Origin of the sequence: Opitutus terrae PB90-1, from assembly GCF_000019965.1 — a bacterium.
GTDB classification, from domain to species: Bacteria; Verrucomicrobiota; Verrucomicrobiia; order Opitutales; family Opitutaceae; genus Opitutus; species Opitutus terrae.
In genome coordinates this window covers 5,073,374-5,097,111 of the sequence record NC_010571.1, presented here as the reverse complement: position 1 = coordinate 5,097,111, position 23,738 = coordinate 5,073,374, and the positions used below count along the sequence as shown (strand labels likewise).

Below are 23,738 nucleotides of genomic sequence, written 5' to 3'. Positions count from 1 at the left end.
CCCCAGAAAAAGTGTCAGCGGATTTATGGCACTAAGTGTAAACGAATATGTGGCACTGTGCCAGGACGCCCGCGCTCCCACGCACGCGTATTCGGTCGCCGCTTTCCCGGGACGGCAAAGCCGGCCCGGCGGGGTTGCATTCGGAGCGCGGCGCGCACACGCTCGCGACGTGATCGCGTCGGTGGCATTTCGCAGGTTCAAGGCGCTGCGCAACGCGCAGGTACGGCTCACGCCGTTCAACTTGGTGCTGGGCCCGAATGGCAGTGGGAAGACCAGCCTCATCGAGGCGCTGCAGCACCTGCGCACGCTGTCCCAGCTCGAGCCGATGGATCCTATCACGGCTCACGTGACCGAAGACGGCCCGAGCATGGTGTTTCAGTTCACCGCGCCGTTCGAGCGACTCCAGGTCCGCCTCGCCTGTGTCGACTCGAACCGCTGCGATGCCATCCACCTCACGCCGCCCGACGCGCCGGACTGGCCGGCGCTGAAGGCGGAGATTGAGCGGATCCGCTCGTTTGCCTTCGATCCGGAAGCAATGGCCTCGCCGACGCCGCTGCAACCCGGTGCCGAGTTGGCGGCGGATGGCGCGAACCTCGCCGCGGTGCTCGCGGATTGGCGCGAGACCGCGCGCGCCGCTTACGACGCGTTTGTGGCCGAAGCGCTCCGGCTGTTTCCCGAATACACGAAGTTCGAACTGCAGTCGCGCCCCGGCCATCACGTGGCGCTGGCGTTCACCTTGCTTGGCGAAGTGGGCGTGGTGAGCGGCGAGGATCTTTCGCAGGGCACGCTGCACACCCTTGCGGTGCTCGCGCTCGCGTCGATGCCGCAGCCGCCGAGCGTCGTCTGCCTGGAGGAACTCGATCACGGCGTGCATCCACGGACACTGCGGGAATTGCGCGATGCGCTCTATCGGCTCGCTTATCCGGAATCGGTTGGATTGAAGCGCCCGGCGGTGCAGGTCGTCGCGACGACGCACTCGCCGTATCTGCTCGATCTCTTTCGCGAGCATCCGGAGGACGTGGTGATTACGCAGAAGCATGGCCGCGAGGCGCACTTCGAGCGGTTGTCCGACCGGTCCGATCTGGATCAACTGCTCGAGGAAGGCTCGCTCGGCGATATCTGGTTCAGCGGCATCTTGGGCGGGGTGCCGGAGGAGAGGAATTCCCCGCAGGAATCATGACCCCATCGTTCTCGTTCTCTTTCTCGTTCTCTCTGCTAGGCAAGCGCTCACACCCGATGGGCGCGGGGAGGGAGGACGAGAAAGAGAACGAGGAACGAGAACGAATCATCGCATGCCCGGCGCGCCCAGCGGTCGCGCTCTGCCAGCGGGAAGCGGGCTCATGAACGTCGCGATTCTAAGCGAGTCGCCGGCGGATGAAGCGGCGATTCGCGTGCTGGTCGAGGGCGTCTTGCGCGAACCATTGCAGCCAACCCAGGCCGGACTGCGCGCGCGGGGCTGGCCCAACGTCGTGCAAGTGCTGCCGGCGGTGATCCGACATCTGCATTTCAACACTTCGGCCGACGGGCTTGTCGTGGTGGTCGACGCGGATGACTCCGTCGTGCACACCGCGGAGCACGAGGTGCCCAACTATCACCATCCACTCTGCCGGATGTGTCAGATCCGGGCCGTATTTCGGCGCACGACGAAGAAGCTCCCTCCGGCCCACGGGCGCACGCGCGTGCTGCGCGGCATCGGCGTGGCGGTGCCGGCGATCGAGGCGTGGTATCTGTGCGGACGCGATGATTCGGTCAACGAAGCCGCCTGGCTCGCGGGACAGGAGAGCGGGCACCCACCGTATACGCGGCGGGAGTTGAAGTGGCGCGTCTACGGCACGGACCGGCCGAGCCTGCCGTTCGAGATGCAACGCGCGCTGGAGGAAGTGCGACGGCACGCCGGCGATTCACGGCGGCTCGAGGCGGATTTTCCCGGCGGTTTCGGCGAACTCGCGCGCGATTTGCGTCGGTGGAAGAATCCCCTCGCCGTACCCGCGGCGGAAAAAATGCTTTGAAATAATGCTGACGCTGCGCGGCATTAGTCCCGCGTCCATGTCTACCCCGATCCTTCGTCGGCGCTCTTATCTTCCTTATTGGCTCGAACTGGTGGCTGCGGTCGCGGCCCGCGTGCTTTATCGCGTCGGCGCCAGCGGCACCGAGCACATCCCGCCGACGGGGGGCGCGCTGCTGATCGCCAATCACCTGTCGTACGTCGATTGCGTGGTGTTGCAGATGGCATCGCCCCGCCGAATCCGGTTTGTCGGATTCCGCGAACCGGGGATGCCTTGGCTGCTCGATTTTTTCCTGCGCCACAGCGGCGCGATCCTGATCGCGTCGCGCCATCCGATCGACGGGATGAAGCAGGCTATCCGCTGCCTGAAAGCGGGCGAGTTGGTGGGCGTTTTCCCCGAAGGTCACATCTCGCGCACCGGACAGCTGATGGAGATCAAGCGCGGCTTTTCGGTGATGGCGCGCCACGCGGGCGTGCCGGTGATTCCCGCCGGCATCGACGGCGCGTGGGGCTCGGTGTTTTCCTTTGCGGGTAACAAGTATCTCTGGAAATCCCCGCGGCTGAAGCCCACGCCGGTGTTCGTCGCCTTCGGCGCCCCGATCCCCTCCGAACAGGCCAGCATCGCGGTTGCGCGGAAGGCGATGCTCGACCAGGGTGCGATCGCCTTCGATCAACGGCCGGTGCTGCGAAGGAACCTGGCGCGTGAGTGTGTGCAGTCACTGGCCAAGCGGCCGGGCCACGTCCTCGTGATCGATCGCACGACCGAACGGAAGCCGTTCAAGGCGGCGACCCTGCTCGCCGTGGCGGCGGCGTTGTCCCGCCGCATCAAGGTGACGATTCCGGAAAAACGCGTCGGCATCGTCCTGCCGCCGGGCGCGGGCGCCTTCATCGCGAACCTCGCGGTGATCTGCGCGGGCAAGGTGCCGGTGAACCTGAATTTCACGCTCGGCAGCATCTCGTCCGTTGCGTGCATCCGCATGGCGGACGTGCGCACGGTGATCTCGGCCGAGGCGATGCGCGCGAAAATCCCGAGTTTCCCCTGGCCGGAGCGCACGCTGGATATCACCAGGGAGATCGCCGCGTGCGGGAAAAAGCGGATTTTGCCGTGGCTCGCCGCCGCCTGGCTGCTGCCGAACCAGTGGGTCGCCACGCTGCTTGGAATCCCGCACATCGGTGATCGCGAGGAGGTGGGTCTGCTGTTCACCAGCGGGAGCGCGGGCGAACCGAAGGGCGTGATGCTCACCCACCGCAACATCCTGGCCAACTGCTCGCAGATCGCGTCGCTGCCAATCCTCCCGCCGGTGTGCTCGCTCATGGGCTGCCTGCCGCTGTTTCACAGCTTCGGGTTCACCGTCACGCTGTGGTTCCCGATGTTGCGCCGCTGCCGCGTGGTGACCGTGCCCAGCCCGCTCGACACGCGCAAGATCGTCGATGCGATTCGCGACGAGCAGGTAACCGTGCTTGTGGGCGCGCCGACGTTTATCCGGCCGATTCTGAAGAAGGCCCAGCCGAGCGAGCTCAAGTCACTCGACATCGTCGTGACCGGCGCGGAGAAACTGCCGGACGACCTTTATCGCGCGTTCCTCGAGACCTTCCACATCGAGATCCTGCAGGGTTACGGGCTGACCGAAACCACGCCGGTGACGAACGTAAACCAGCCCGATCCGCCGCTGGAGCCCGCCGCGCCGGCGCCGCAGCATGGCAAGCGCACGGGTTCGACCGGCCGGCTGTTTCCGGGGATGACGGCACGCGTCGTCGATCCCGACACCGGACGCGAGCTGGCCGTGACGGAGACCGGCATGGTGCTGTTCCGCGGCGCGAACGTATTCTCCGGCTACCTCAACGACGAGGAAAAGACCCGCGCGGCCTTCAAGGACGGCTGGTTCGTGACGGGCGACTTGGGACGTTTCGATGAGGACGGCTTCCTGTTCATCGAGGGTCGCATGTCGCGTTTTTCGAAAATCGGCGGCGAGATGGTGCCGCACGTCACCATCGAGCAGAAGATCGCGGAGCTATTCAAAATCGACCAGAACGAGGGCCCGCGGATCGCCGTGACGAGCATCCCGGATCCGACGAAAGGCGAGGCGCTGGTGTTGCTCACGCGGGATCCGATCTCGAATGAGGAGCTGCGGGCGCGGCTGCTGGAGGCCGGACTGCCGAATCTCTGGGTGCCCAAGATCATCCAACGCGTGGAGCTCATTCCGCTGCTGGGCTCCGGGAAGCTCGACATCAAAGGCTGCCGCGCGCTGGCGCTGCAAAGCGCGGGCGGGTAGGCAGAGTCAACCCAGGGTCCGATTTTACGGACCGCTGCTGCAAGATCCCCGCGCTCACGCGGAGGGCACAGACGATCGCGCGCTGGATGGCTCAGCTGGAAACGGCGGGCGTCGCGGTCGCCTCGTCGGGCAGGTAACGCGCGAGCATGTCTCGCAGATCGCCCGGTTTCACGGGCTTCGCAAGGTAGTCATCCATGCCTGCAGCGAGGCAGAGTTCGCGATCGCCGGTCATCGCGTTCGCGGTCATGGCGATGATGCGCAGCGGCGAGGGGATCGTACGGTCGCCGGCGGCCTGTGCTTCGCGAATCTTCCGTGTCGCCTCGACGCCGTCCATCTCCGGCATTTGCGCGTCCATCAGGACAAGCGCGTAAGCTTTCCTGCGCAGCGCCTCAAGCACCTCGCGGCCGTTGGGCACCACGTCGGCTGGGTAGCCGAGATTGCGCAGCTGCAGGAGCGTGACCTTCTGGTTCACCGGGTTGTCCTCGGCGATTAAAATGCGGGCCTCCTTGGCCGGCGGAGCGGCGGGTTTCACGCCATTCCCGTCGGGCAGGGCGGGCACGCCTGGACGGATATGGGCCAGGACGCGGGCGAGCGTCGTGTGCAGGCTGCGCGCGTGCACGGGCTTCAACTCGCAGGCGGCAAAGCGGTATTCGTCGAGCTGCGATTGCGGGAGCCGTTCGCCGCGAGAGGTCAGCAGCACCAGCGCCGGCCGCGGAATGGTCGTGTCGCGATTGATCGCCGCTGCGAGATCGAGTCCGTCCCGTCCCGGCATGTGGTGATCGGTGATGACCAGGTCGAAGGGCGTGCCGGCGGCGGTCGCGCGATGCAGTTCCACCAGCGCTTCGTCGACGGACTCCATCACGCTATGCCGCAGACTCCAGGCATTGCAGAGATGTTTGAGCAGTGAGCGGTTGGTGGCGTTGTCGTCGACGATCAGCGCGTGATGACCGCGCAGCGTCGACAACGGCACGACGCCGACGGTGACGGGGTGAAACGCGTGCTTGAGCTCCACGGTGAACCAGAACGTCGAGCCTTCGTTGGGCTTGCTCTCGACACCGATCGAGCCGGACATCAACTCGGCGAGCCGCTTGCAGATCACGAGCCCCAGTCCCGATCCGCCGAATCGGCGCGTCGTCGAGGTGTCAGCCTGGACAAACGGCTGGAACAGTTTTTCCTGCACCCACTCGGGAATGCCGATGCCCGTATCGGTCACGGCGAAGCGCAGCAGCACGCGGTTGGGCCAGTTGTGGTCGACGGTGACCTTGACCACGACCTCGCCCTTTTCGGTGAACTTGATGGCGTTGCCGACGAGGTTGAGGAGGATCTGCCGCAGCCGGCCGGGATCGCCGCGCACGTGCCGGGGTACCGCGGGGTCGATGTTGACGACGAGCTCGAGGTGCTTGCGCGCGGCCGCTTCGGCGTGCAGATCGAGCGCGAGCTCGAGATTGTCGGCGAGGTCGAAATCGATCGCTTCGAGCTCCATCCGCCCAGCCTCGATTTTGGAAAAATCGAGAATGTCGTTGATGATCGTGAGCAGACTTTCGCCACTCTGGCACAAGGTCTCGGCGAGATCGTGCTGCTCGGGATTGAGCGGCGTCGCGAGCAGCAGGTTGGCCATGCCCAGCACGCCGTTCATCGGCGTGCGGATCTCGTGGCTCATGTTGGCCAGGAAAACGCTTTTCGCGCGGTCGGCGGCTTCGGCGGCATCCTTCGCGCGTTTCAGATCGAGCTCCACCAGCATCCGACGGCCGATCTCCTCGTGCAGCAGCGCGTTCGCGCTCTCGAGCTCCGCGGTGCGTGCGCGCACCCGTGCTTCGAGTTCGTCCGCGTTGGCCTTCGTTTCCTGCAGCAGGTTCCACTTGGCCGTGAGGGCGTTGGCGAGTTGCAGCACCTCGATCGTGTCGAACGGCTTCTTGAGGATCACCAGCCGGTCGGAGCCGTCGATCTTCGCGAGCAGGTCGTCCCACGAGTAGTCGGAGTAGGCGGTGCAGATGACGATCTGCAGGTCGGGCGCCACTTTCCAGATTTCGAGCGTGGTTTCGACTCCGTCCCAGCCCGGCGGCATTCGCATGTCGACGAACGCCATGGCGTAGGGCTGGCCCTCGGCCGTCGCTTTTTTCACCAAGGCCAACCCTTCCTGCCCCTGGTGCGCACAATCGACCGTAAACGACGGCATATCCCGCTTCGCGGTCGCCGGCGCGTCGGGTGCACCGAAGAGTTCCGCCTCCAACGCGTCAAGATTGCTGCCGGTCTCGGTCACCGACGGGCACAAAATCTTGCGCACGTCTTCATGGATCGACGGATTGTCGTCGATCACGAGGACGCGGTTGCTTCGTGCGGTCGGGGGACGAGGCGGCGTGGATGGCATTCCGTGGGCGCGCAAAAACGCGCTGTTTTTGAAGTTGTTTCTGCTATCGGCACATTCCCGGCAGACTCAAGCAAACCGTGCAACCCGCGGGCGTTTGTGACCGAGCCGGCCGGATGGACCCGGCTTGCACAATGGGCCGGCGGGACGCAGGGCGCAATCGAGAGTTTCCCCCGAGCGAACGGCCGGTCCGCGCATGGATTCTTTCTCGCGCCCTGTGGGCGACCGGCATTTTGTCTCGACGATGTCTTTCGCAACAGCCACTCGCTTGCTCTGCCGCCGCCTCGGTGCGCGCATCGTCGCGACGGATGAGGCGTCGCGGTTCGCGGCGTCGTTCGACGCCAGCAAGATTTCGTTCCTGCCAGCGGCGGTCGTGAAGCCGCGTCGCGAAGCCGAGATCGGCGTCGTGCTCGAGTTGGCGAACCGGTATCGCGTCCCGGTGACGGTCCGCGGACGCGGCACGACGTTGATGGGCTCGGCTGCGCCGGTGCGCGGAGGCTGGGTCATCGACCTGCTCGGGCTGAATCAAATCCGGATCGATGCCGTGGCCGGACTGGCGCACGTGCAGTGCGGCGCGAAAGTGGCGGACGTGCAACGCGCGGCCGCGGAGGCAGGCTGGTTTTATCCGCCGGATCCTTCGTCGAAGGAATACTGCACGATCGGCGGCAACATCGCCTGCAACGCCGGCGGCATGCACGGCGGCAAGTATGGAGTGACGCGGGACTTCGTCGTGGCATTGCGCGGGTTCCTGCCGACCGGCGAAGCGGTCGAGTGGGGCACCGCGACCAAGAAGTTCGCGGCGGGTTTCAATCTGCGCGATCTCTGGATCGGGAGCGAAGGGATGCTGGGCGTCGTCGCGGGCGCGGTGCTGAAACTGATTCCGCAGCCGGCGACGCGCTGGACGCTGCTCACGTCGTTCCGCGACGAGCAGCATGCGATCGAGTCGATCCTGCGGTTGTTTCATCAACGCGTGCAGCCGGCGATCTGCGAATTTCTCGATCGCGAGAGCGTGCGCTGCGCGGAGAGTGCGATGCAGACCACGATCTTTCCCGGCCAGGCGGGCCGGCCGGTGATCCTGCTGGAATTCGCCGGCGGGGCGGCCGAGGTGCGCGAGCACAAGCGACAGGTGCTGGCGTGGGCGGCGGAACACGCGGCCGGCTACCGGGCGGCACGGAATCGCGAGGAGGCGGAACAGTTGTGGACCGTGCGGCGCAAATGCTCGGGCGCGATGTTCGAGCTGGGCGACGCCAAACTGAACGAGGACGTCGTGCTGCCGATGAAAAACTACGTGGCGTTCTTCCGGTTTCTGCAGCGGTTGAAGCGCACGTCGGGTTTGCCGATCCCCACCTTCGGGCACCTGGCGGACGGCAATTTGCACGTGAACATCATGTATCACCGCGCCGATCCGAAGGAGACCCGTGCGGCTGAAGCTGCGGTGGAATCGTTGATGCGGACGGTGGTGAAGCTAGGGGGAGCGATTTCCGGCGAGCACGGGATCGGTCTCGCGAAAACGCCGTTCCTGCGCGTGCAGCACGGGCCGGCCGAGGTGAAGGCGATGCAGGCGGTGAAGCGCGCACTGGATCCGAACGGGATTCTGAATCCGGGCAAGATGTTCGAAGAGGTGCGGATCTGGAAGTATCCGCGGCTCAACGTGCACCTGCCGTGGGATCACAAATGAGTCTAGAGCTCAGAGTCTAGAGCTGAGAGCCGGAAACCGTTGAGAGTTGAGGGATGAGAGCCGCAGGCTCTGAGCTTGCCGAAGAGTTGAGAGCCGGAGCGGCGGTTCGCTGGGCTGAGTTTGTCGCGATTCGGATTGCGAGTTTGGGCGAGGCTTTCGCCGCGAAGAAAGTCGGACGAGAGCGGGCTACTTGGTGACGGGCGCGGCGGCGTCGCTCGCGATGTTGACCTCGGTGCCGGGCGGCTGGCGCGAGCCGCGGTTGCTGACGTTGTTGCCGTCGTTTGGATGCAGACCCCAGAAGGTGGCCGAGGAGATGATCGTCACCGCACCCAGCGCGAAGAACGCCTTGTGCAACGCGGGGATCGCTTGGGTCGGATCGTGCTGATCCACGTTGCCCAGGAACCAGGCCGCGAGCAGCGAGCCGAACGCGACGCCGAAGCTGAGCGAGAGCTGCTGGGCTGTCGAAGCGATGCTGCTGGCGCGGCTCGCCTTTCGGTCGTGCACGTCGGCATACACGAGCGAGTTCATGCTCGTGAACTGGAGCGACGAGAAGAAGCCCTGCAGGAAACTGAGCGCGATGATCGCCCACCAAGGCGTGCCGGGTCCGACCTGCGTGAAGATCATGATCGTCAGCCCGAGCAGCACGGTGTTGGTGAGCAGGATCGTACGGTGGCCGAAACGTCCGAGGATCGGCCGGCTGATGAGCTTCATGCCCATCGCGGCGAGGGCCTGCGGCATGACCAGCAGTCCGGCCTGCCACGGCGCGTACCCGAGCCCGATTTGATAAAGCAGCGGCAGCAGGAACGGCATTCCACCGACGCCGAGCCGAGTGGCAAAGCCGCCGGCGACGGACAGCCGAAACGTGCGGACCTTGAACAGCGCCAGGTCGAGCACCGGCGCTTCGTCGCGCGTTGCGTGCCAGCCATAGGCGGCGAGCAGCCCGAGCGACAGCAGCAGCATGAACGCGATGTCCTGCCCCGGCAGCGTGTGTTCGCCGAACACCTCGAGCACATACGAGAGCAGCGCCACGCCCACGCCGAACAGCACGAACCCGGTGCGATCGAGTGGCGCGACCTGCTCGTCGCGGAAATCCGGCATGTAACGCTTGATCATCCACAGCCCGCCGAGCGCCAGCGGAATGTTGAGAAAGAAGATCACGCGCCAGGACATCCAGTGCACGATCAGCCCGCCGACGAACGGCCCCAGCAGCGGCCCGAGCAGCGCGGGAATGACGACGTAGTTCATCGTCCGCAGCATCTCGGAACGGGGAAACGCGCGCACCAGCGCGAGCCGGCCCACCGGGGTCATCATCGCGCCGCCGAGTCCCTGGAGAATCCGCGCGCCGACGAGTGCGGGCACGTTGGGCGCCAGTCCGCAAGCCAGCGAGCCGAGCAGGAAAAGGACAACGGCGAGCCGGAAGATCCGACACGTCCCGAACCGATCCGCGAGCCAGCCGCTGATCGGAATGAACACGGCGAGGCTCAACGTGTAGCTCGTGAGCACCGCCTTGAGGCTGAGCGGCGCGACCTCGAGATTCAGGGCCATTGTCGGCACCGCGGTGTTCACGATCGTCGCGTCGAGGTTCTCCATGAACAATGCGACCGCGACGAGCCACGGGAGGTATTTCCGGGTTTCGGCGGTAACGGTGTCGCAACTCGGCGCGTCCGTGGGCATGCGACACGGATAACCGTGGTCTGCTCGACGGGGCAAATGGAGTTCGCGCTGCGCTGCCGATTGCGGCACCACCCTGACCATCGGCCGAGGGTCGCCTCCGGGGTAGCTGCCGCCGATGTAATCCAATAGGGTAGATTGGACGGACACGCGGCAGCGTTTCCCCCTTGCTGTACGGAGCGGATTCGGTGATCAGCGAAGCTGATGACCATCCGCGCCTACCGCGACGCCGACGAAAAAGCCGTGGTGGGGTTATGGCGCGCGTGCGGACTCGTCCGGCCGCAGAACGATCCGCGCAAGGACATCCGTCGCAAGCTGAAGGTGAATCCCGAGTGGTTTCTCGTGGGCGAGCACGATGGGCGCGTGGTGGCGAGCGCGATGGTGGGCTACGAAGGCCATCGCGGTTGGATCAACTATTTGGCGGTCGAGCCGCGATTCCAGCGCACGGGGTTTGGCCGAGCGTTGATGGACGAAGCGGAGCGAATCCTGCGCGCCGCGGGATGTCCGAAGATCAACTTGCAGGTGCGCACGAACAACGAGGCGGCGGTGGCGTTTTACCGGCAGCTCGGCTTCGCGGTGGACGATGTCGTCAGTCTCGGCAAGCGGCTCGAAGTCGACTGATCCGCGCCGGATCTGGTTTGCCGTCGACGACTCGCCGGCGACCGTGTCGGGGGGCCGATCGGGGCACGGTCGCGATTGGTCCGCCGCGAGTGGATTGGCAACGTTTTTACCAGCGAAAACCGTGCTGGCCAAGAATCCCATTGCGCGGGCGAACCGGCCCCGCTCAACTCGGGTTTTTCATGTATCTAAAGGCGCTCAAGCTTCACGGTTTTAAGTCCTTTGCCGATCCCACCATGCTCCGTTTCGAGCCCGGAGTGACCGCGGTGGTCGGACCCAATGGCTGTGGTAAATCCAACATCGCGGATTCGATCCGCTGGGTGCTGGGCGAGCAGAGCGCGAAGGCATTGCGCGGCGGGAAAATGCAGGACGTGATCTTCGAGGGCGCGGACACGCGGAAGCCAGCGCAGATGTGCGAAGTCTCGCTGCTGTTGACCGAGTGCGAGAAACAGCTGGGCAGCGAGTATCACGAGATCGAAATCACGCGCCGGGTGTACCGCGACGGGCAGAGCGAGTATTTCTTCAACGGCCAGGCGTGCCGGTTGAAGGACATCCAGAAACTTTTCATGGACACCGGCATCGGCCGGACGAGCTACTCGATCATGGCGCAGGGCCAGATCGATTTGATCCTGTCGTCCAAGCCGGAGGAACGGCGTTCGGTGTTCGAGGAAGCGGCGGGAATCACGAAATACAAGAGCCAGCGGCGCGAGGCGATGAACAAGCTCGCGCTGACCGACCAGAATCTCGCGCGCGTGGCCGACGTCATCGGTGAGGTCGGTCGACAGATCGGCAGCCTGCGCCGGCAGGCCTCGAAGGCGATGCGCTACAAGCGGCTGAGCTTTCGCCTGCGGCACCTGAGTCTGGCGTGGAGCGCGTATCATCATGCGCAGTTGGCCGCGACGCTCGCGGAATTGGAGAGCAAAGTGCACGTCCTCCGCGACGAAGCGAACGCGCGGCGGGCGAATCTCGAGCAGCAACAGGGCGCGCTGGAGTCGAAGAAAACGGAGCGCAGCCGGCTGAATCAGCGTGTGCAGGACGCGCAGCAGGCGGTGTTCGACGTCCGTTCGCAACGGGAACAGGCGGAGAACCAGGCCAACCTGGCGCACATCAAGCGCGCGGGGTTGGAGGACCGGTTGGGTTCATCACGCACGAATCTTGAGGAGCTGGAGATGCAGTTGCGCGAAGTCACCGCGCAGGCGGATTCCGGCGCGCAGGACAAGCAGATGCAGCTTGGGCTGCTGGGCAGCAGCGATGCGGTGTTCCAGCAACGGAACCGCGAGCTCGCGATCGTCGAGGGCGAGTTGACCAAACTGGAACAGGAGCTGAATCAGGCGAAGTTCCAGCTGCTGCAGATCGAGAGCAGCGTGGCCCGGCTGCGGACGGATTGCTCCGGCTACGAAGTCGACCAGAAGACCAGCGTCCACCGGCACGACATGCTCGCGCAGGAGCTGGAGGGCGTGCGGCAGCAACTCGCGGAGGCGACGCAGGTCGCCGCGGAGCACGAGACGAAAGTCGAGGCGGCGCTGGCGGAAAAATCGCGGACGAACAACGCGGCCGCGGCGGCGCAGCAGGCGATCACGGATCTGACGCGCGAGTTTCGCGACGCGCAGCGCAAGCTGCAGGAAGTCGACCGGCAGCTCGCGCAGCGGACCGCGCGACTGCGGCTGTTGCAGCAATTGCAGGAACGCTGGGAAGGTTTTGGCGAGGGCGCGAAAGCGGTGCTGCAGGGCCGGCTCGACGGCGCGCTGGCCGGCGCGAAAGTCAGCCCGATCACGCACGGACTCGCGGTGAAACCGGAGTTCGGCAAGGCCGTCGAGGCGATCCTCGGCGCCGCAGCGGAAGCAATCAGTGTCAGCGATCTGGAAACGGCGCAGCGGATTCTGGCGCAGCTCGAGCAGGAGCAGATTGGCTCGGCGGTGTTGCGGGTGAACGAGCTGAGAGCTGAGCGCCCGGAGCTGAGTGCCGAGTTGCCGGCGGGGTTGACGCCGGCGGTGCAGGCGCTCGCGGAAATGGATCCGGCGCATCCCGCGCTCGGCGTGCTCAGCGAGTGCTATGTGGCCGACGACCTGGGGGCGTTCCTGAATTTCTGGAAGGCGAATCCCGCCTTCGCGTTTCTCGCGGTGGCGACACGCAAGGGTGACCTCGTGGACCGGCGCGGTTTCGTCTACGGCGGACACCACAGCACGAAACGTTCGGCAAACAGCATCGTGCAACGCGAGATCGACCTGCGCGAAACCGCGCGGCTGCTGGCGGAGGAGCAGAAGGTGCACGACGAGCAGAAGGCCGTCATCGATGCGCTGAACGCGCGGCTGGCCGAGGCGGAGCAGGCGCTCGAACAGCGCCGCACCGACGTGCTTACGGCCACGCAGAATCTGGCCGCGGCGCAGGCCGACCAGCGCGGCGCGCAGCGCAACGCCGAGGACATTGCGAATCGGGTCGAGCGGATGGAGCGGGAGGTTGCCGGGCTGGAGCAGGCGCGGAACGAGGCGCAGGCACGCTGGCAGAAGGCGCAGGCGACGCTGACCACCGCCGAGGCCGAGGCCGCTGCGCAACGCGAGAAGATTCAACAAGCGGAGGTCCGGCTCAACGAACTGCGCGCGGATCGCGATGTGAAACGCGAGTCGCTCGCGCAGGCCCGGCTGGAGCTGGCGGAACGGCGGCAGAAGGTCGAGGTGCTCGACCGCGGGCTCGGGGAAATGGAGCGCCGGCGCGGGCAGTTATCGGAGCTCCTGATTCAGCGGCAGCAGGAAATCGAGACCTGGAGCGAGCAGATCGGTCAGCTCGAGCGCGAGAGCGCCGAGCAGCGCGAGCGGAGCACCCAGCTGGCGGAAACGTTGACCGTTGCTCAGCAGCAGGTCGAAACGGTGCGAGCTGAGTTGGTGGAGCTCGAGCGAGCGATCAGCGGCTTGGAAGGCGCGCAGATTTCGCTGCACACGCAGTCGGAGGCCGCGCACGACCAGTTGAGCGCGCACGAGGTGAAACTCGCCGAGACGCGCCAGCGAACCCAGTTCCTCGTGGAGGAAGTTACCCGCGAGTATCAGACCGACATCGGTACGCTGGATTGGAAACAGCAGCTCTGGCACGCCGACGACGAGCCGGAAGGCGTGAAGCCGATCGATCTCGATGAGGACGAGGACGAGGCGGGAGAAGCCAAGGAAGCGGAGCAGCCGCTGTCGATCACGTCGGCGGTTGCCGAGGTCGGCGACCCCGGCCACAACGGAGATGAACCGGCCCAGGTCGTTGCATCGGCGCAACCGGCGCCGACAAAGCGTCGGCGGAAGCCGAAGGGGCCGAAGGGCGAGCCGACCGAAGCGGACCTGGCGGCGCTGGACAGCACGGACTGGGATGCGATCAAGACCGAGGCCGACGCGTTGCGTTCGCGGATCGGCAGCATGGGTGCGGTCAATCTCGTCGCGATCGAAGAATACGCCGAGTTGAAGCAACGGTTCGATTTCCTGCAGGGGCAGTCGAACGACCTGACCACCGCGAAGGCCGAGTTGCTGAAGGCGATCGACGAGATCAACCAGACCTCACAACGACAGTTCGAGCTCACGTTCGAGCAGATCAAAAAGAACTTCGAGTACACGTTCCACACGCTCTTCGGCGGTGGCCGGGCGCATCTGGAACTCGTGCAGGCCGAGGACATCCTCGAGAGCGGCATCGAGATCGTGGCGCAGCCGCCAGGCACGAAGCTCAAGGGCATCACGCTGCTCTCTGGTGGCCAGAAGACGCTGACCGCGGTCGCGCTGTTGTTCGCGCTTTACATGGTCAAGCCGTCGCCCTTCTGCCTGCTCGACGAGCTCGATGCGCCGCTCGACGAATCGAACATCGGCCGGTTCACCGACCTGTTGAAGAAATTCGTCGAGTCGTCGCAGTTCATCATCATCACGCATAACAAGCGGACGGTCTCGGCGGCGCGCGCGATCTATGGGGTGACGATGGAGGAGCGCGGCGTCTCGAAGACGGTGTCGATGAAGTTCAACGCCGAGCGCGGCGAGCCCGAGGCGCATCCGCAGAACATCGCGCAAGCGGTCACGCGGACCGTGCAAGCCGTGCCGGCGGTGCCTGCGGTGCCGGTGGCAGGGTAGGCCGGCCATCGACCCTGAACTCCGGAAGGCGGCGCGCTGAGGGAGCAGTGTGCCGCGCGGTGACCGGACGCGACGAGGGCGTCGCGTCTCCAGGGCTGTGGACCGGTTCGCCGAGCCGGGCTGTCAAGAATCGGTGACCCCGGCTACACGTCAGGCGCTCACCTCTTTTCCGCCAGCAGCCGAATGATGCGGAGCTTGAGCTGCTCACGGTTGGCGCTGGTCTGTTGCCAGTCGGAGACCCCGAGAAGATCCTCGTAGCGCAGGATTCTCAGCCCATCCCAGGCGCGCGGCAGCGCGTTGGGGAAATCCTTGGGCAGAAGCGCGCCGAGCTCCGGATCCTCGACGTCGAGCCGACGATGCGGGCGTTCGATCAGGAGCAGGCCGCCAGGTTTCAGGGCCTTGATGATGCGGGCGACATACACCGGATCGATGACCGGGGCGTCGGTGTAGATGAAACAAATCAAATCCCACTGCGCCTCGCCGTAGTCGAATTCCTCGAACGATTTGTTGACGGTCGTGAGCTTGGTGCCGGCGGCGGCAGCGTTCTCCTGGGCGATACGCAGCCCCTCGTCCGCCAGGTCGACGCCGGTCACATCCCAGCCGAGCGCGGCGAGATAGACGGCGTTGCGACCCTGGCCCATCGCCACGTCCAGCGCCTTGCCAGGCTGGAGCGTTTTCGCGACGTCGACAAGGAACGTGTTCGGCGTGGCGATGAAGCGCGAGTGATCACGCGCGGCGTAGAGCCGGTTGAAATACACGCGGCCCAAGTCCGAGCCGTGGGTTGCGCGCAGCTTACCCAGCAAGCCCATGCGGGCACCGGCCGCTTCAGCCGTGAAGCCGTCAGCGACGAGCTTCTCCTGATAGCGCTGCCACTCGGAACGATTGGGCACGCCGGGTTGCACTTTGACCCAGGCGACGAAGTCGTCCCACGCCTGCTGTTCGGTGTCGTTCGGCGCTGCGCCGAGGACGGGGGCGCTGGCCAGCGCGAGCAGGGCGAGCGCGAATTGGAGTTTAGGCGAGATCAGTTTCATGGGGTTCCTTGTGGCTGCAAACAGGGTAGTCTTGCCGCGCGGCTACCGCCGCGACCGGCAGCGGTGCCGGCGGGCGGCTCGCGTGAGCCTGCGGCTGCCGGCGATTCCAGAGCCAGTAGACCGGAATGCCGGCGGCAACGGTAGCCAGTCCGAGGCCCGCCTCCTGGGGGCGGGCCACGATCAAGCTGATGAAGATGCAACTGTAGACGCCGACGAAGATCGCCGGCACCCACGGATAACCCGGGAGCGAGTAGGGGCGGGGCAGATCGGGCCGGCGGCGGCGCAGCACGAAGACGGCGGCGGCGCTGAGGATGGAGAACAACACCATGGCGGTCGTCACGTAGGCGAGGAGCTGCGCGAACGAGCCGGTGAGAATCAGCAGCGCGGCGAGCGCCGTTTGCAGAAGCAGGGAATACGCGGGGGTCTGGAAACGCGGATGCACCGTGCCGATCGCCTGGAAAAACAGCCGGTCGCGCGCCATCGCGTAGTAGATTCGCGGCGACGTGAGGATCACGGAGTTGAGCGATCCCAGAATCGTGACGATCATCACGACGGTGAAGACCGTCGAGATGTGGCCGCCGAACAGCCGCAGGGCCGCGGCTTCGCCCACCTGCACCGTGCCGCGGAGCTCGCCGATCGGAAGCGCGTAAAGATAGACGATGTTGACGAGGACATAGATGCCGGTTGCGAGCAGGGTGCCGGCGATCAGCGAGCGGGGGATGTTCCGCGAAGGATCTTTGATTTCTCCAGCGATGTAGGTGCAGGCGAACCAGCCGGAGTAGGAGAACAACACTCCGATCGCGGCGGCACCGATCGCCGGCGTGAGTCCGGTGGCGGGAAGGGCGAAGGTCGCGGACTTGAAATGCGTCCACGATCCGTGGCCGAACCAGAGGCCGGCGGCCACGAGCCCGAGCACGGCGGCGATCTTGGCGACGCTGAGAAAATTCTGCAGCAAGCTGCCGCAGCGGACGCCCACGTAGCTGGCCGCCGAGAGCACGACCACCACGGCAATGGCGAAAAGCTGCGCCGGGCTGACCGCCACGCCCCCGAGCCAGTCCGGGCCGCGCACGAGCGGCGTGGAGGGAAGGGGCAGGAACGACGTGAGCGCGACCGCCATGGCCGCGATCGAGCCGGAACTGGTCATGGTGAGATAAGTCCAGCCGTTCAAAAATCCGACCCACCGCCCGTACGCGTGTTTGAGATAAACGTATTCGCCGCCGGCGTGGGGCAGAGCTCCGCCGAGTTCGGCGAGGGTGAGGGCGCCGCACAGGGTCAGGAGTCCGCCGGCCAGCCAGGCGAGCAGGAGCCAGACGGGATGAGGAAACGCGTCGGCGACCAAGCCGGTCGTGGTGAAAATCCCGACGCCGATGATGTCGCCCACGATCAGCATCGTGGCATCGAAACCGCCCAGCCGCCGCGGCAGACCGGCGGATTCGGGCGAAAGCGGCGACGGCGATTCAGCGGGCATGGTCCGCGCGCAGTGTGGCTCGCCGGGAAGGCGAGGAAGCTCGTGAGCGGAACATGCAACGGAACATTCGATTCACAAGCGGCAGCCAATGCCGCGGCCCGGTGGCTGCGAACAGGCGAATTCGGCGAACGGAGGACTTCCGTCGATCAGCGGACGATCTGGATCGACGGAGGTTCCGCGCGTTTCCGCTCAGCCCGCCGGCCGTCCGAGCGCTGCCAGCAAGTCGTCGCGATGCGTGCGACTCGAGTGCAGTCTCCGGCCATCGACCAGCACGATCTCGAACTCGCCATTGCTCGAAGGCTCCAGCTCGCGAATGCACTCCACGTTCACCACTGCCGAGCGGTGCACGCGGACGAACAGCCGTGGATCGAGCTGCGTGGCAAGGTGGCTCAGCGTGTCGTGGAGCAGATGACGGCGCTCGCGGGTGTGGATCCGGACGTAGTCGCCCTCGGCTTCGAGCCAGTGCACGTCGCTCGTGCGCACCAGCACGATCTTGCCGTCCTGCCGGAGCGCGAGCCGGCTGGAGAACACGAGCTGCCTGTCCTGGGCCCGCGCTTCCTCGCCGACGGGGAGTTCGAGCGTGTCGAGCAGCGCGCGCACCCGCGTCCGATACTCGCCGGCGGCGCGCACCTGCTCGAGCGCGAGCCGGGCGCGTTTGAACGCGTGATCGAAGCGCTCCTTGTCGAACGGCTTCAGCAGGTAGTCGAGCGCATGCGCTGCGAAGGCCTGGAGCGCATATTTGTCGTAGGCCGTCACGAAGATGACGACCGGGATCTCGATCGCGCGGGCCCGGCGGAGCAGCGCGAAGCCATCCATCTCCGGCATCTGTACGTCGAGGAACAGCACGTCGACCCGTTGCTGCCGGAGCAGTTCGAGCGCGGCGACTCCGTTGCCGCATTCGCCGACGATCTCCGCGCCGCGTTTGTCCGCCAGCCAGTGTCGGATGACGCTGCGCGCGAGCGGTTCGTCGTCGACGATCAGCACGCGGACTTTCATGCGGGAACGGCCTCGGAGACGATCGCACTCGCCGGTGATTGCATCGGGGTGAACGGGAGCGAAAGTTCCGCTTTCATGCCGCCGTGCGGCATGCGCGTGAGGGCGAACGCGTGCGCCGCGCCATAGGCCTGTTGCAGTCGCGCGCGCGTGGTGGCCAGCCCGATGCCATTGCGCCTCGCACGCTCGGGAGCGGCTTCGGCTTTGCCGCTGTTCTCGACGGCGAGCACCAAGCGTTCACCGTCGCGCGCGCCGGTGACCTTGATCCAGCCCGGCGCGATCTGCCGGTCGATGCCGTGGCGGACGGCATTTTCAACGAGGGGCTGAAGAATCAAACTCGGCACCGCGGCGTCGAGCGTCTCGGCGTCGACGGCGATGTCGACCTGCAGCCGGTCGCCGAAGCGGATTTGCTGGATCTCGAGATACTGCCGCAGCAGGGCGATCTCCTGCCGCAGGCTGACCTCGTGGCCGTCGCCTTGTTCGAGCGTGAGGCGCAGCAGGTCGCTGAGTCGGACCAGCATTTGGACGGCCTTGTCGGTCTGGCCTTCGAGCATCAGCCCGGTGATCGCGTGGTGCGTGTTGAAGATGAAGTGAGGCTGAAGCTGCATCCGCAGCGTGCGCAGCCGCGCGTCGGCCAAGTCGCGCTGCAGCTCCGCCGCGGCCCGGGCCTGTTGCGCGGCCTGCTCCTCGAGCGCCTGCGAGCGTTGCAGCGAGTCGAGCGCGTAGGCGAAGCCGGTGAGCAGCAGGTAAATCAGGATGTAAGTGTGCGTGCGCGACACGGCGATCATCGCGACGAACTGCAGGAACGGCGGCGGCTTGGCGCTGGTGAGGCTGAGCAGATGGAACACCAGCACGTCGAGCACGAAGAGGAGCACGCAAACGATCAGCCCGATCTGGACCAGCCGGCGCAGGCTCGCGCGCCGGCCGGTGCGGTCGAGTGGAAATCGCGCGGGCAGTGTCAGGCAATAAAGCGAGAGCGGAATGCAGAGCAGCCATTGCGTGCCGGAGGCGACCGTTTCCCGCAGGTTGAAAGGGCTGCCGTAGATAAGCCGCCAGGCGAGTGGATGACTCGCGTAATAGAGCGCCGAGAAGAGCCAGAAGCCGGACAGGAGCAGCAGCGTCTGCTTGCGGTGGCCCGGAGATTTCATCGCATCGGACAGCTTCGTCTGCCCTCAGACAGCCGACAACAGCAAACTCGGGGCCGGTTCGTGGCGGCGCGAGTTGCATCGCCGGGCTGGACAAATTCGCATTTGAGAACTGAATTCCCCGCGACCGCATGTCCAGCCGGCGCATCAAGCTTGTGTGGGGAGCCAGCGATACGATTCGGGCCCGCTGGCGGCTGGGTCTCTTCGGCGCCTATGAGCGCAGTCATGGCGGACAGGGGCTCGCCGTGAGCCTACGTGGCGTGCTGTGCTGGTTGATTGTGCTGGCGGTCGTCGGCTACGTGGCCGCCACGACGGCACTTTTCTTCTGGTTCGATCGCAAGCCCGGCAATCTGATTCGCTACTCGGATACGTTGTTGCTGCCGCTGCGGCGTGACGCGGTGCGGGAATTGAGGGGGCGGATGATGATCACCGAAGGGCTGGCCGACCTCGAGGCGCGCCGCTGGAGCGAAGCGGTGATGAAGCTGCGGGTGGGGCTCGCGCGCGATCCGCATAACACGATTGGCCGGCTGGCACTGGCGCGATTCTATCTCGGGGCGAACCGTCGTCCGCAGGCGCTCGAGGTCCTAACGGCGGATCTGGCTCACGGAAATCCGGGCCGGCCGTTGCTCGAGTTGTTGTTCAGCACCGCGGCCGACGGCGAGGATTACGAGGTGATTGTCCGTACGTGCGACCGACTTCTCGGCGGTGCAACGAGCGAGCGCGACTGGCTGGTGAGTCAGCGGCTGCAGGCGTTGCTGGCCGCGAATCGCGCCGCGGAAGCGCTGGATGCGGCGAGTGCCAGCGGCGAGCCTGCGGATGCGTTGGTCCGGGAGGCGCGGGTGCTGGCGCTGCTGCAACTCCGGCGTACGACGGAGGCGCTGGCGGAACTCGAGACGTGGGTGGCGAACGCGCCGGGCGCGACGCATCCACAGATTTTGCGGCTGCAGGTGCGCGCGTTGCGGGAGGCCGGGCGCGTGGACGAGATGGAGTCGGCTTGGGAACAGTTGCGCGAACTCACCCCGAATGATCCGCGCACCTACGTTTACGGCGTGGTGCAGAAAGCGCTCGCGGGCGAGCAGGCGTCGGCCGCCGCCGCCCTGGACCGGTTCTTCCTGCGGTTCTCGGCGTCACAACCGGATCTGATGATGGCAGCCAGTGCGTTGCTGGAGGCCGGCCAACCATCGCTGGTGCAGCGCTGTGCCGAGCGGGCGGCGCAGCAGGGGTTCCCACTGTGCTCGATGCAGTTGGTGTTGCTGCAAGCGCAGGTGATTGCCGGCGATTGGCCGGGGGCGACCCAGACGCTGGACCAAGTGACGCCGTTGCCCGCGGATGCGCCACCGGTGGAAGCGTTCGCGGCGCAGTGGCTGGAACGCTTGCTGCAATCGGCCGCCGAGGCGGACGAAGGCGCGCAGACGCGGCTCACCGAGCTGCTCGAGCAACGGCCGTTGCCGATGCGGGTCTACCGGCAAACGGCCGAGGTGCTGGTGAAGGCGGGGCGCTTCGCCGGAGCGGCCGCGGTGGTGCAGATCGCCGAGCGCGCGTTTCCGAACAGCGGGAGCCTCGCGGTGTTGCGGGAGCGCGCCGACGTCGGTCGGCGGGCCGCGCCGGTCGCCACCGCGGCGGCGATGCCCGCGGGGGCCGCGGCGGCTGATGAGAGGGAGTTTTTCGAGCGATTGGTTCAGCTCACGGCGGCGGAGCGCTGGAGCGACGCAGCCCAAGCGATCCGGGAAATTCGCGTGGCAAAACCGGCCTGGCTCGCGGCGCGCGAGCCGGACGTGTTCGACTGGCAGATGCGGGTGGCGATCCGGACGGGGGATACGCTGGAACTGCTGGGCGCGGCGAAGCTGTTTCTCGACGGGCGACGCGAATCGGCCCAACGCGTGGTGGCGCTGGCGCGCGAACTGGGCGAGAGTGGAAGCCGCGACACGGCGGCGCTGCTGCTCAACGAAGTGTTGCGGAAAAACCACGCGTTTCCGCCTGCGCTGCGGTTGCGGAAGGAATGGCAGCAGACCGAACCGGCGGCCGCAGCGGAGCCGGGAGCCCCGCAGCGGTAGGTGGTGTTTTGAGGTTCGTCCGGACGGGCGGTCAGAGAGTCGGCTTCCCCGAAAAATCGGGCGGCTGGCTGACGCCGGAACCGACCTCACCGAAGTCGGCCGCAATGGCCGATACCGACTCCCGTGCGTGAAGGCGTGGCGGGTTTACAGCACGAGGTCCGGCGGCACGTTGCTGAGCGCTTCTTCGATCGTGGTGAGCCCCTGCTTGACCTTGAGCATCGAGTCCTGGTGGAGCGTCTTCATGCCGTTTTTCATCGCGATGCGTTTCAGCGCGGCGACCTCGATTTCCTTGTTGATGCCCTCGGTGAGTTCCTCGGAGTTGAGCATCAACTCGTGGATGCCGACACGGCCCTTGTAGCCGAGCCCCGCGCAGGTGGGGCAGCCGCGCGGATTGGCTTTGTAGATCGGCCCGCTCCAGCCGAGCGCTTTCTCGATGATGTCCTTTTCGCGGCCTTCCGGCTCGTAGGGCACCTTGCAGTTTTTGCACACGCGGCGGAGCAGCCGCTGGGCGCAGACGCAGACAAGCGAGGCGGAAATGTTGAACGGCTCCACGCCCATCTCGCCGATGCGCGAGATCGTGGACGGCGCGTCGTTGGTGTGCAGCGTCGAGACCAGCAAGTGACCGGTGAGCGCGGCTTCGACGGCGATCTGCGCGGTTTCCCTGTCGCGGATTTCGCCGACGAGAATCACGTCGGGGTCCATGCGCAGGTAGCAGCGCAGCGCCCGCTCGAACGTGAGCCCGATCTGCCGGCTCATCTGCATCTGGTTGATGCCGGCGAGCGTGTATTCGATCGGATCCTCGGCCGTCTGAATGTTGATGTCCGGCGCGTTGATCTCGCCGAGCGCCGAGTAGAGGGTCATCGACTTGCCGGAGCCGGTGGGGCCGCAGTGCAGGATCATGCCGTAGGGCTGGCGGATGCACTCGCGATACTTGGCGAGGTTTTCCTCGGAGAAACCCAGCGCGGGCAGGGGCAGCGTGCTCTTGGTCTTGTCGAGGATGCGCATGACCACCTTTTCGCCGTGGTTCATCGGGCCGGTCGCGACGCGCAGGTCGATGTCGATGTTCTTTTTCGTGTATTTCTTGAACACGATGCGGCCGTCCTGCGGCAACCGGCGCTCGGAGATGTCCAGGTTGCACATGATCTTGATGCGCGTGACCATCGCATTCGCGACCTGCTTCGGCAGCCGCAGCTTCTCCTGGCAGAGACCGTCGATCCGGTAGCGGACGAGCAGGTCCTTTTCCATCGGCTCGATGTGAATATCGGACGCGCCCGAAACGTAGGCGTCCTCGATGATCCGGTTGGTGAGCTGGATGATGGGCGCGGAGTCCTCCTTCTCCAGATCCGCGGCGCTCACCTCCGAGCTGCCGCCTTCGGGCGAATACGCGGTGCTGATCACCTCGGCGACCGAGCCGATGTCGATGTCGGCGGCCGGCGCGTTGGCGGCGGCCTTGAAATACTTGTGGAGCAGCTCGTCGAACTGCGTGGCCGAGATCACCGCGACCTCGTCGATGCTCATCTCGGTCGCCTGCGAGAACGACTCCCGCTTCGCGTAGTCGAGCGGATTGGTCATCAGCACCGAGAGCGAATTCGGCGAGACGCGCTTGTGCGGGAAGATGCCTTCGCGGCGGATGATCGCGTCGCCGATCACCTCGACGAGTTTGTCGTCGACCTCGAGTTCGCTGAGCTTGGTGACGAGCGGCAGATCGGTGAGCTTGGCGATGAAGCGGGCGGTATCGTCGGCGCTCAGCTGGAACTTCGGATCCAGCATCCGGTGCAGCAGCGTGGCGGAGTATTCCGCGACCTCGCGGAGCAGCGTGAGGTCCTTTTCGGTGAACGCGCCGTCGGTGCCGGCGGAGAGTTCCTTGTTCAGCACCTGGATCGCGCCGATGACGATGTTCGTCTTGAGCGGCACGGTGAGCATCGAGCGGACCTCGAAGCCGGTCGTTTTGGCCAGCGACGCCATGAGCGGCGCCTGCTCCTCGGTGTTGCGGAAGAAAACGGGTTCGCCGGTGCCGATCACCTTGCCGACGATACCGGTGCCGAGCGGCAGTTTCAGCGCGAGCAGTGTGGCGGCGGTTTCCTGGAGCTTTTTCTCGAGCGAGGGATCCTTGGCCCAAAGCGTCGGCGAGTAATAGACATTGCGGAAGGTGATGTCATTGCCCTCGACCAGGTAGAAGGTCATCGACTGTGCCTGGAGCGCCTCGACGATCTTGGACGAGGTCAGCTCGATGACCGAACTCACGTCCTCGCGGCTGGGCGCCGGCTTGGAGATGACTTTGATGAGCAGCGAACGGCGCAGCGTGCCGGCGATGTTTGGGGTGGCCATGGGGCGCGAAATCGAGTGAAT

General features: G+C 65.7%; 14 protein-coding genes. 7 read left to right on the top strand and 7 right to left on the bottom strand.

The annotated features are described in order from the left end of the window. Positions 1–169 precede the first annotated feature (169 nt). The 3 genes from OTER_RS19815 to OTER_RS19805 all read left to right on the top strand — a co-directional run bounded on the left by OTER_RS19815 (position 170) and on the right by OTER_RS19805 (position 4,278). The gene (locus OTER_RS19815; protein WP_012376727.1) at positions 170–1,180 is read left to right on the top strand and encodes an AAA family ATPase; all 1,011 of its coding nucleotides are present in this window, start codon (positions 170–172) and stop codon (positions 1,178–1,180) included. A gap of 160 nt (positions 1,181–1,340) precedes the next feature. Continuing rightward, positions 1,341–2,009 carry a hypothetical protein gene (locus OTER_RS19810; protein ID WP_012376725.1) on the top strand — a complete coding sequence of 223 codons (669 nt, stop codon included), beginning with the start codon at positions 1,341–1,343 and terminating at the stop codon, positions 2,007–2,009. A 37-nt stretch (positions 2,010–2,046) separates the two neighbouring features. After that, positions 2,047–4,278: an AMP-binding protein gene (locus OTER_RS19805; RefSeq protein WP_158305491.1), complete on the top strand. Its 2,232-nt coding sequence runs from the start codon at positions 2,047–2,049 to the stop codon at positions 4,276–4,278. 91 nt (positions 4,279–4,369) lie between these two features. On the opposite strand, the gene OTER_RS19800 is transcribed toward OTER_RS19805, so the two are convergent. After that, positions 4,370–6,595, bottom strand: a complete 2,226-nt coding sequence (locus OTER_RS19800) for a response regulator (RefSeq protein ID WP_052300440.1) — start codon at positions 6,593–6,595, stop codon at positions 4,370–4,372. Between the two features lie 316 nt (positions 6,596–6,911). Between OTER_RS19800 and OTER_RS19795 the strand changes: the two genes are divergently transcribed. Then, positions 6,912–8,321, top strand: a complete 1,410-nt coding sequence (locus tag OTER_RS19795; RefSeq protein ID WP_237702395.1) for an FAD-binding oxidoreductase — start codon at positions 6,912–6,914, stop codon at positions 8,319–8,321. A gap of 186 nt (positions 8,322–8,507) precedes the next feature. Here the strand turns inward: OTER_RS19795 and OTER_RS19790 are convergent, their stop codons facing one another. After that, positions 8,508–9,995 carry a DHA2 family efflux MFS transporter permease subunit gene (locus OTER_RS19790; protein WP_012376721.1) on the bottom strand — a complete coding sequence of 496 codons (1,488 nt, stop codon included), beginning with the start codon at positions 9,993–9,995 and terminating at the stop codon, positions 8,508–8,510. 201 nt (positions 9,996–10,196) lie between these two features. Between OTER_RS19790 and OTER_RS19785 the strand changes: the two genes are divergently transcribed. Both OTER_RS19785 and smc read left to right on the top strand, forming a co-directional pair. Next, a complete protein-coding gene (locus OTER_RS19785) occupies positions 10,197–10,613 on the top strand; it encodes a GNAT family acetyltransferase (RefSeq protein WP_012376720.1) in 417 nt (138 codons plus the stop codon). Positions 10,614–10,792: 179 nt separating this feature from the next. Continuing rightward, the gene (gene smc / locus OTER_RS19780; RefSeq protein WP_012376719.1) at positions 10,793–14,698 is read left to right on the top strand and encodes a chromosome segregation protein SMC; all 3,906 of its coding nucleotides are present in this window, start codon (positions 10,793–10,795) and stop codon (positions 14,696–14,698) included. Between the two features lie 158 nt (positions 14,699–14,856). Here smc and OTER_RS24495 read toward each other — a convergent pair whose 3' ends face one another. From OTER_RS24495 to OTER_RS24490, 4 genes are all read right to left on the bottom strand, one after another. Next, positions 14,857–15,729: a class I SAM-dependent methyltransferase gene (locus OTER_RS24495; RefSeq protein ID WP_012376718.1), complete on the bottom strand. Its 873-nt coding sequence runs from the start codon at positions 15,727–15,729 to the stop codon at positions 14,857–14,859. Beyond that, positions 15,710–17,197, bottom strand: coding sequence for an APC family permease (locus tag OTER_RS19770; protein ID WP_012376717.1), 1,488 nt, complete (start codon positions 17,195–17,197; stop codon positions 15,710–15,712). The genes OTER_RS24495 and OTER_RS19770 overlap by 20 nt, the downstream gene beginning before the upstream one ends. Positions 17,198–17,386: 189 nt before the next feature. Beyond that, positions 17,387–18,193, bottom strand: a complete 807-nt coding sequence (locus tag OTER_RS19765) for a LytR/AlgR family response regulator transcription factor (RefSeq protein ID WP_012376716.1) — start codon at positions 18,191–18,193, stop codon at positions 17,387–17,389. After that, entirely contained in the window at positions 18,190–19,338 is a 1,149-nt protein-coding gene (locus OTER_RS24490) for a sensor histidine kinase (protein WP_012376715.1), read from the bottom strand. Before OTER_RS24490 ends, OTER_RS19765 begins: the two co-directional genes overlap by 4 nt. A gap of 128 nt (positions 19,339–19,466) precedes the next feature. Here OTER_RS24490 and OTER_RS19755 point away from each other — a divergent pair, with 128 nt between their 5' ends. Further along, complete coding sequence (locus OTER_RS19755; protein WP_012376714.1) at positions 19,467–21,389, top strand: tetratricopeptide repeat protein; 1,923 nt, start codon at positions 19,467–19,469, stop codon at positions 21,387–21,389. Positions 21,390–21,533: 144 nt separating this feature from the next. Here the strand turns inward: OTER_RS19755 and OTER_RS25400 are convergent, their stop codons facing one another. Continuing rightward, positions 21,534–23,717, bottom strand: a complete 2,184-nt coding sequence (locus OTER_RS25400; protein ID WP_012376713.1) for an ATPase, T2SS/T4P/T4SS family — start codon at positions 23,715–23,717, stop codon at positions 21,534–21,536. Between the last annotated feature and the right edge of the window lie 21 nt (positions 23,718–23,738).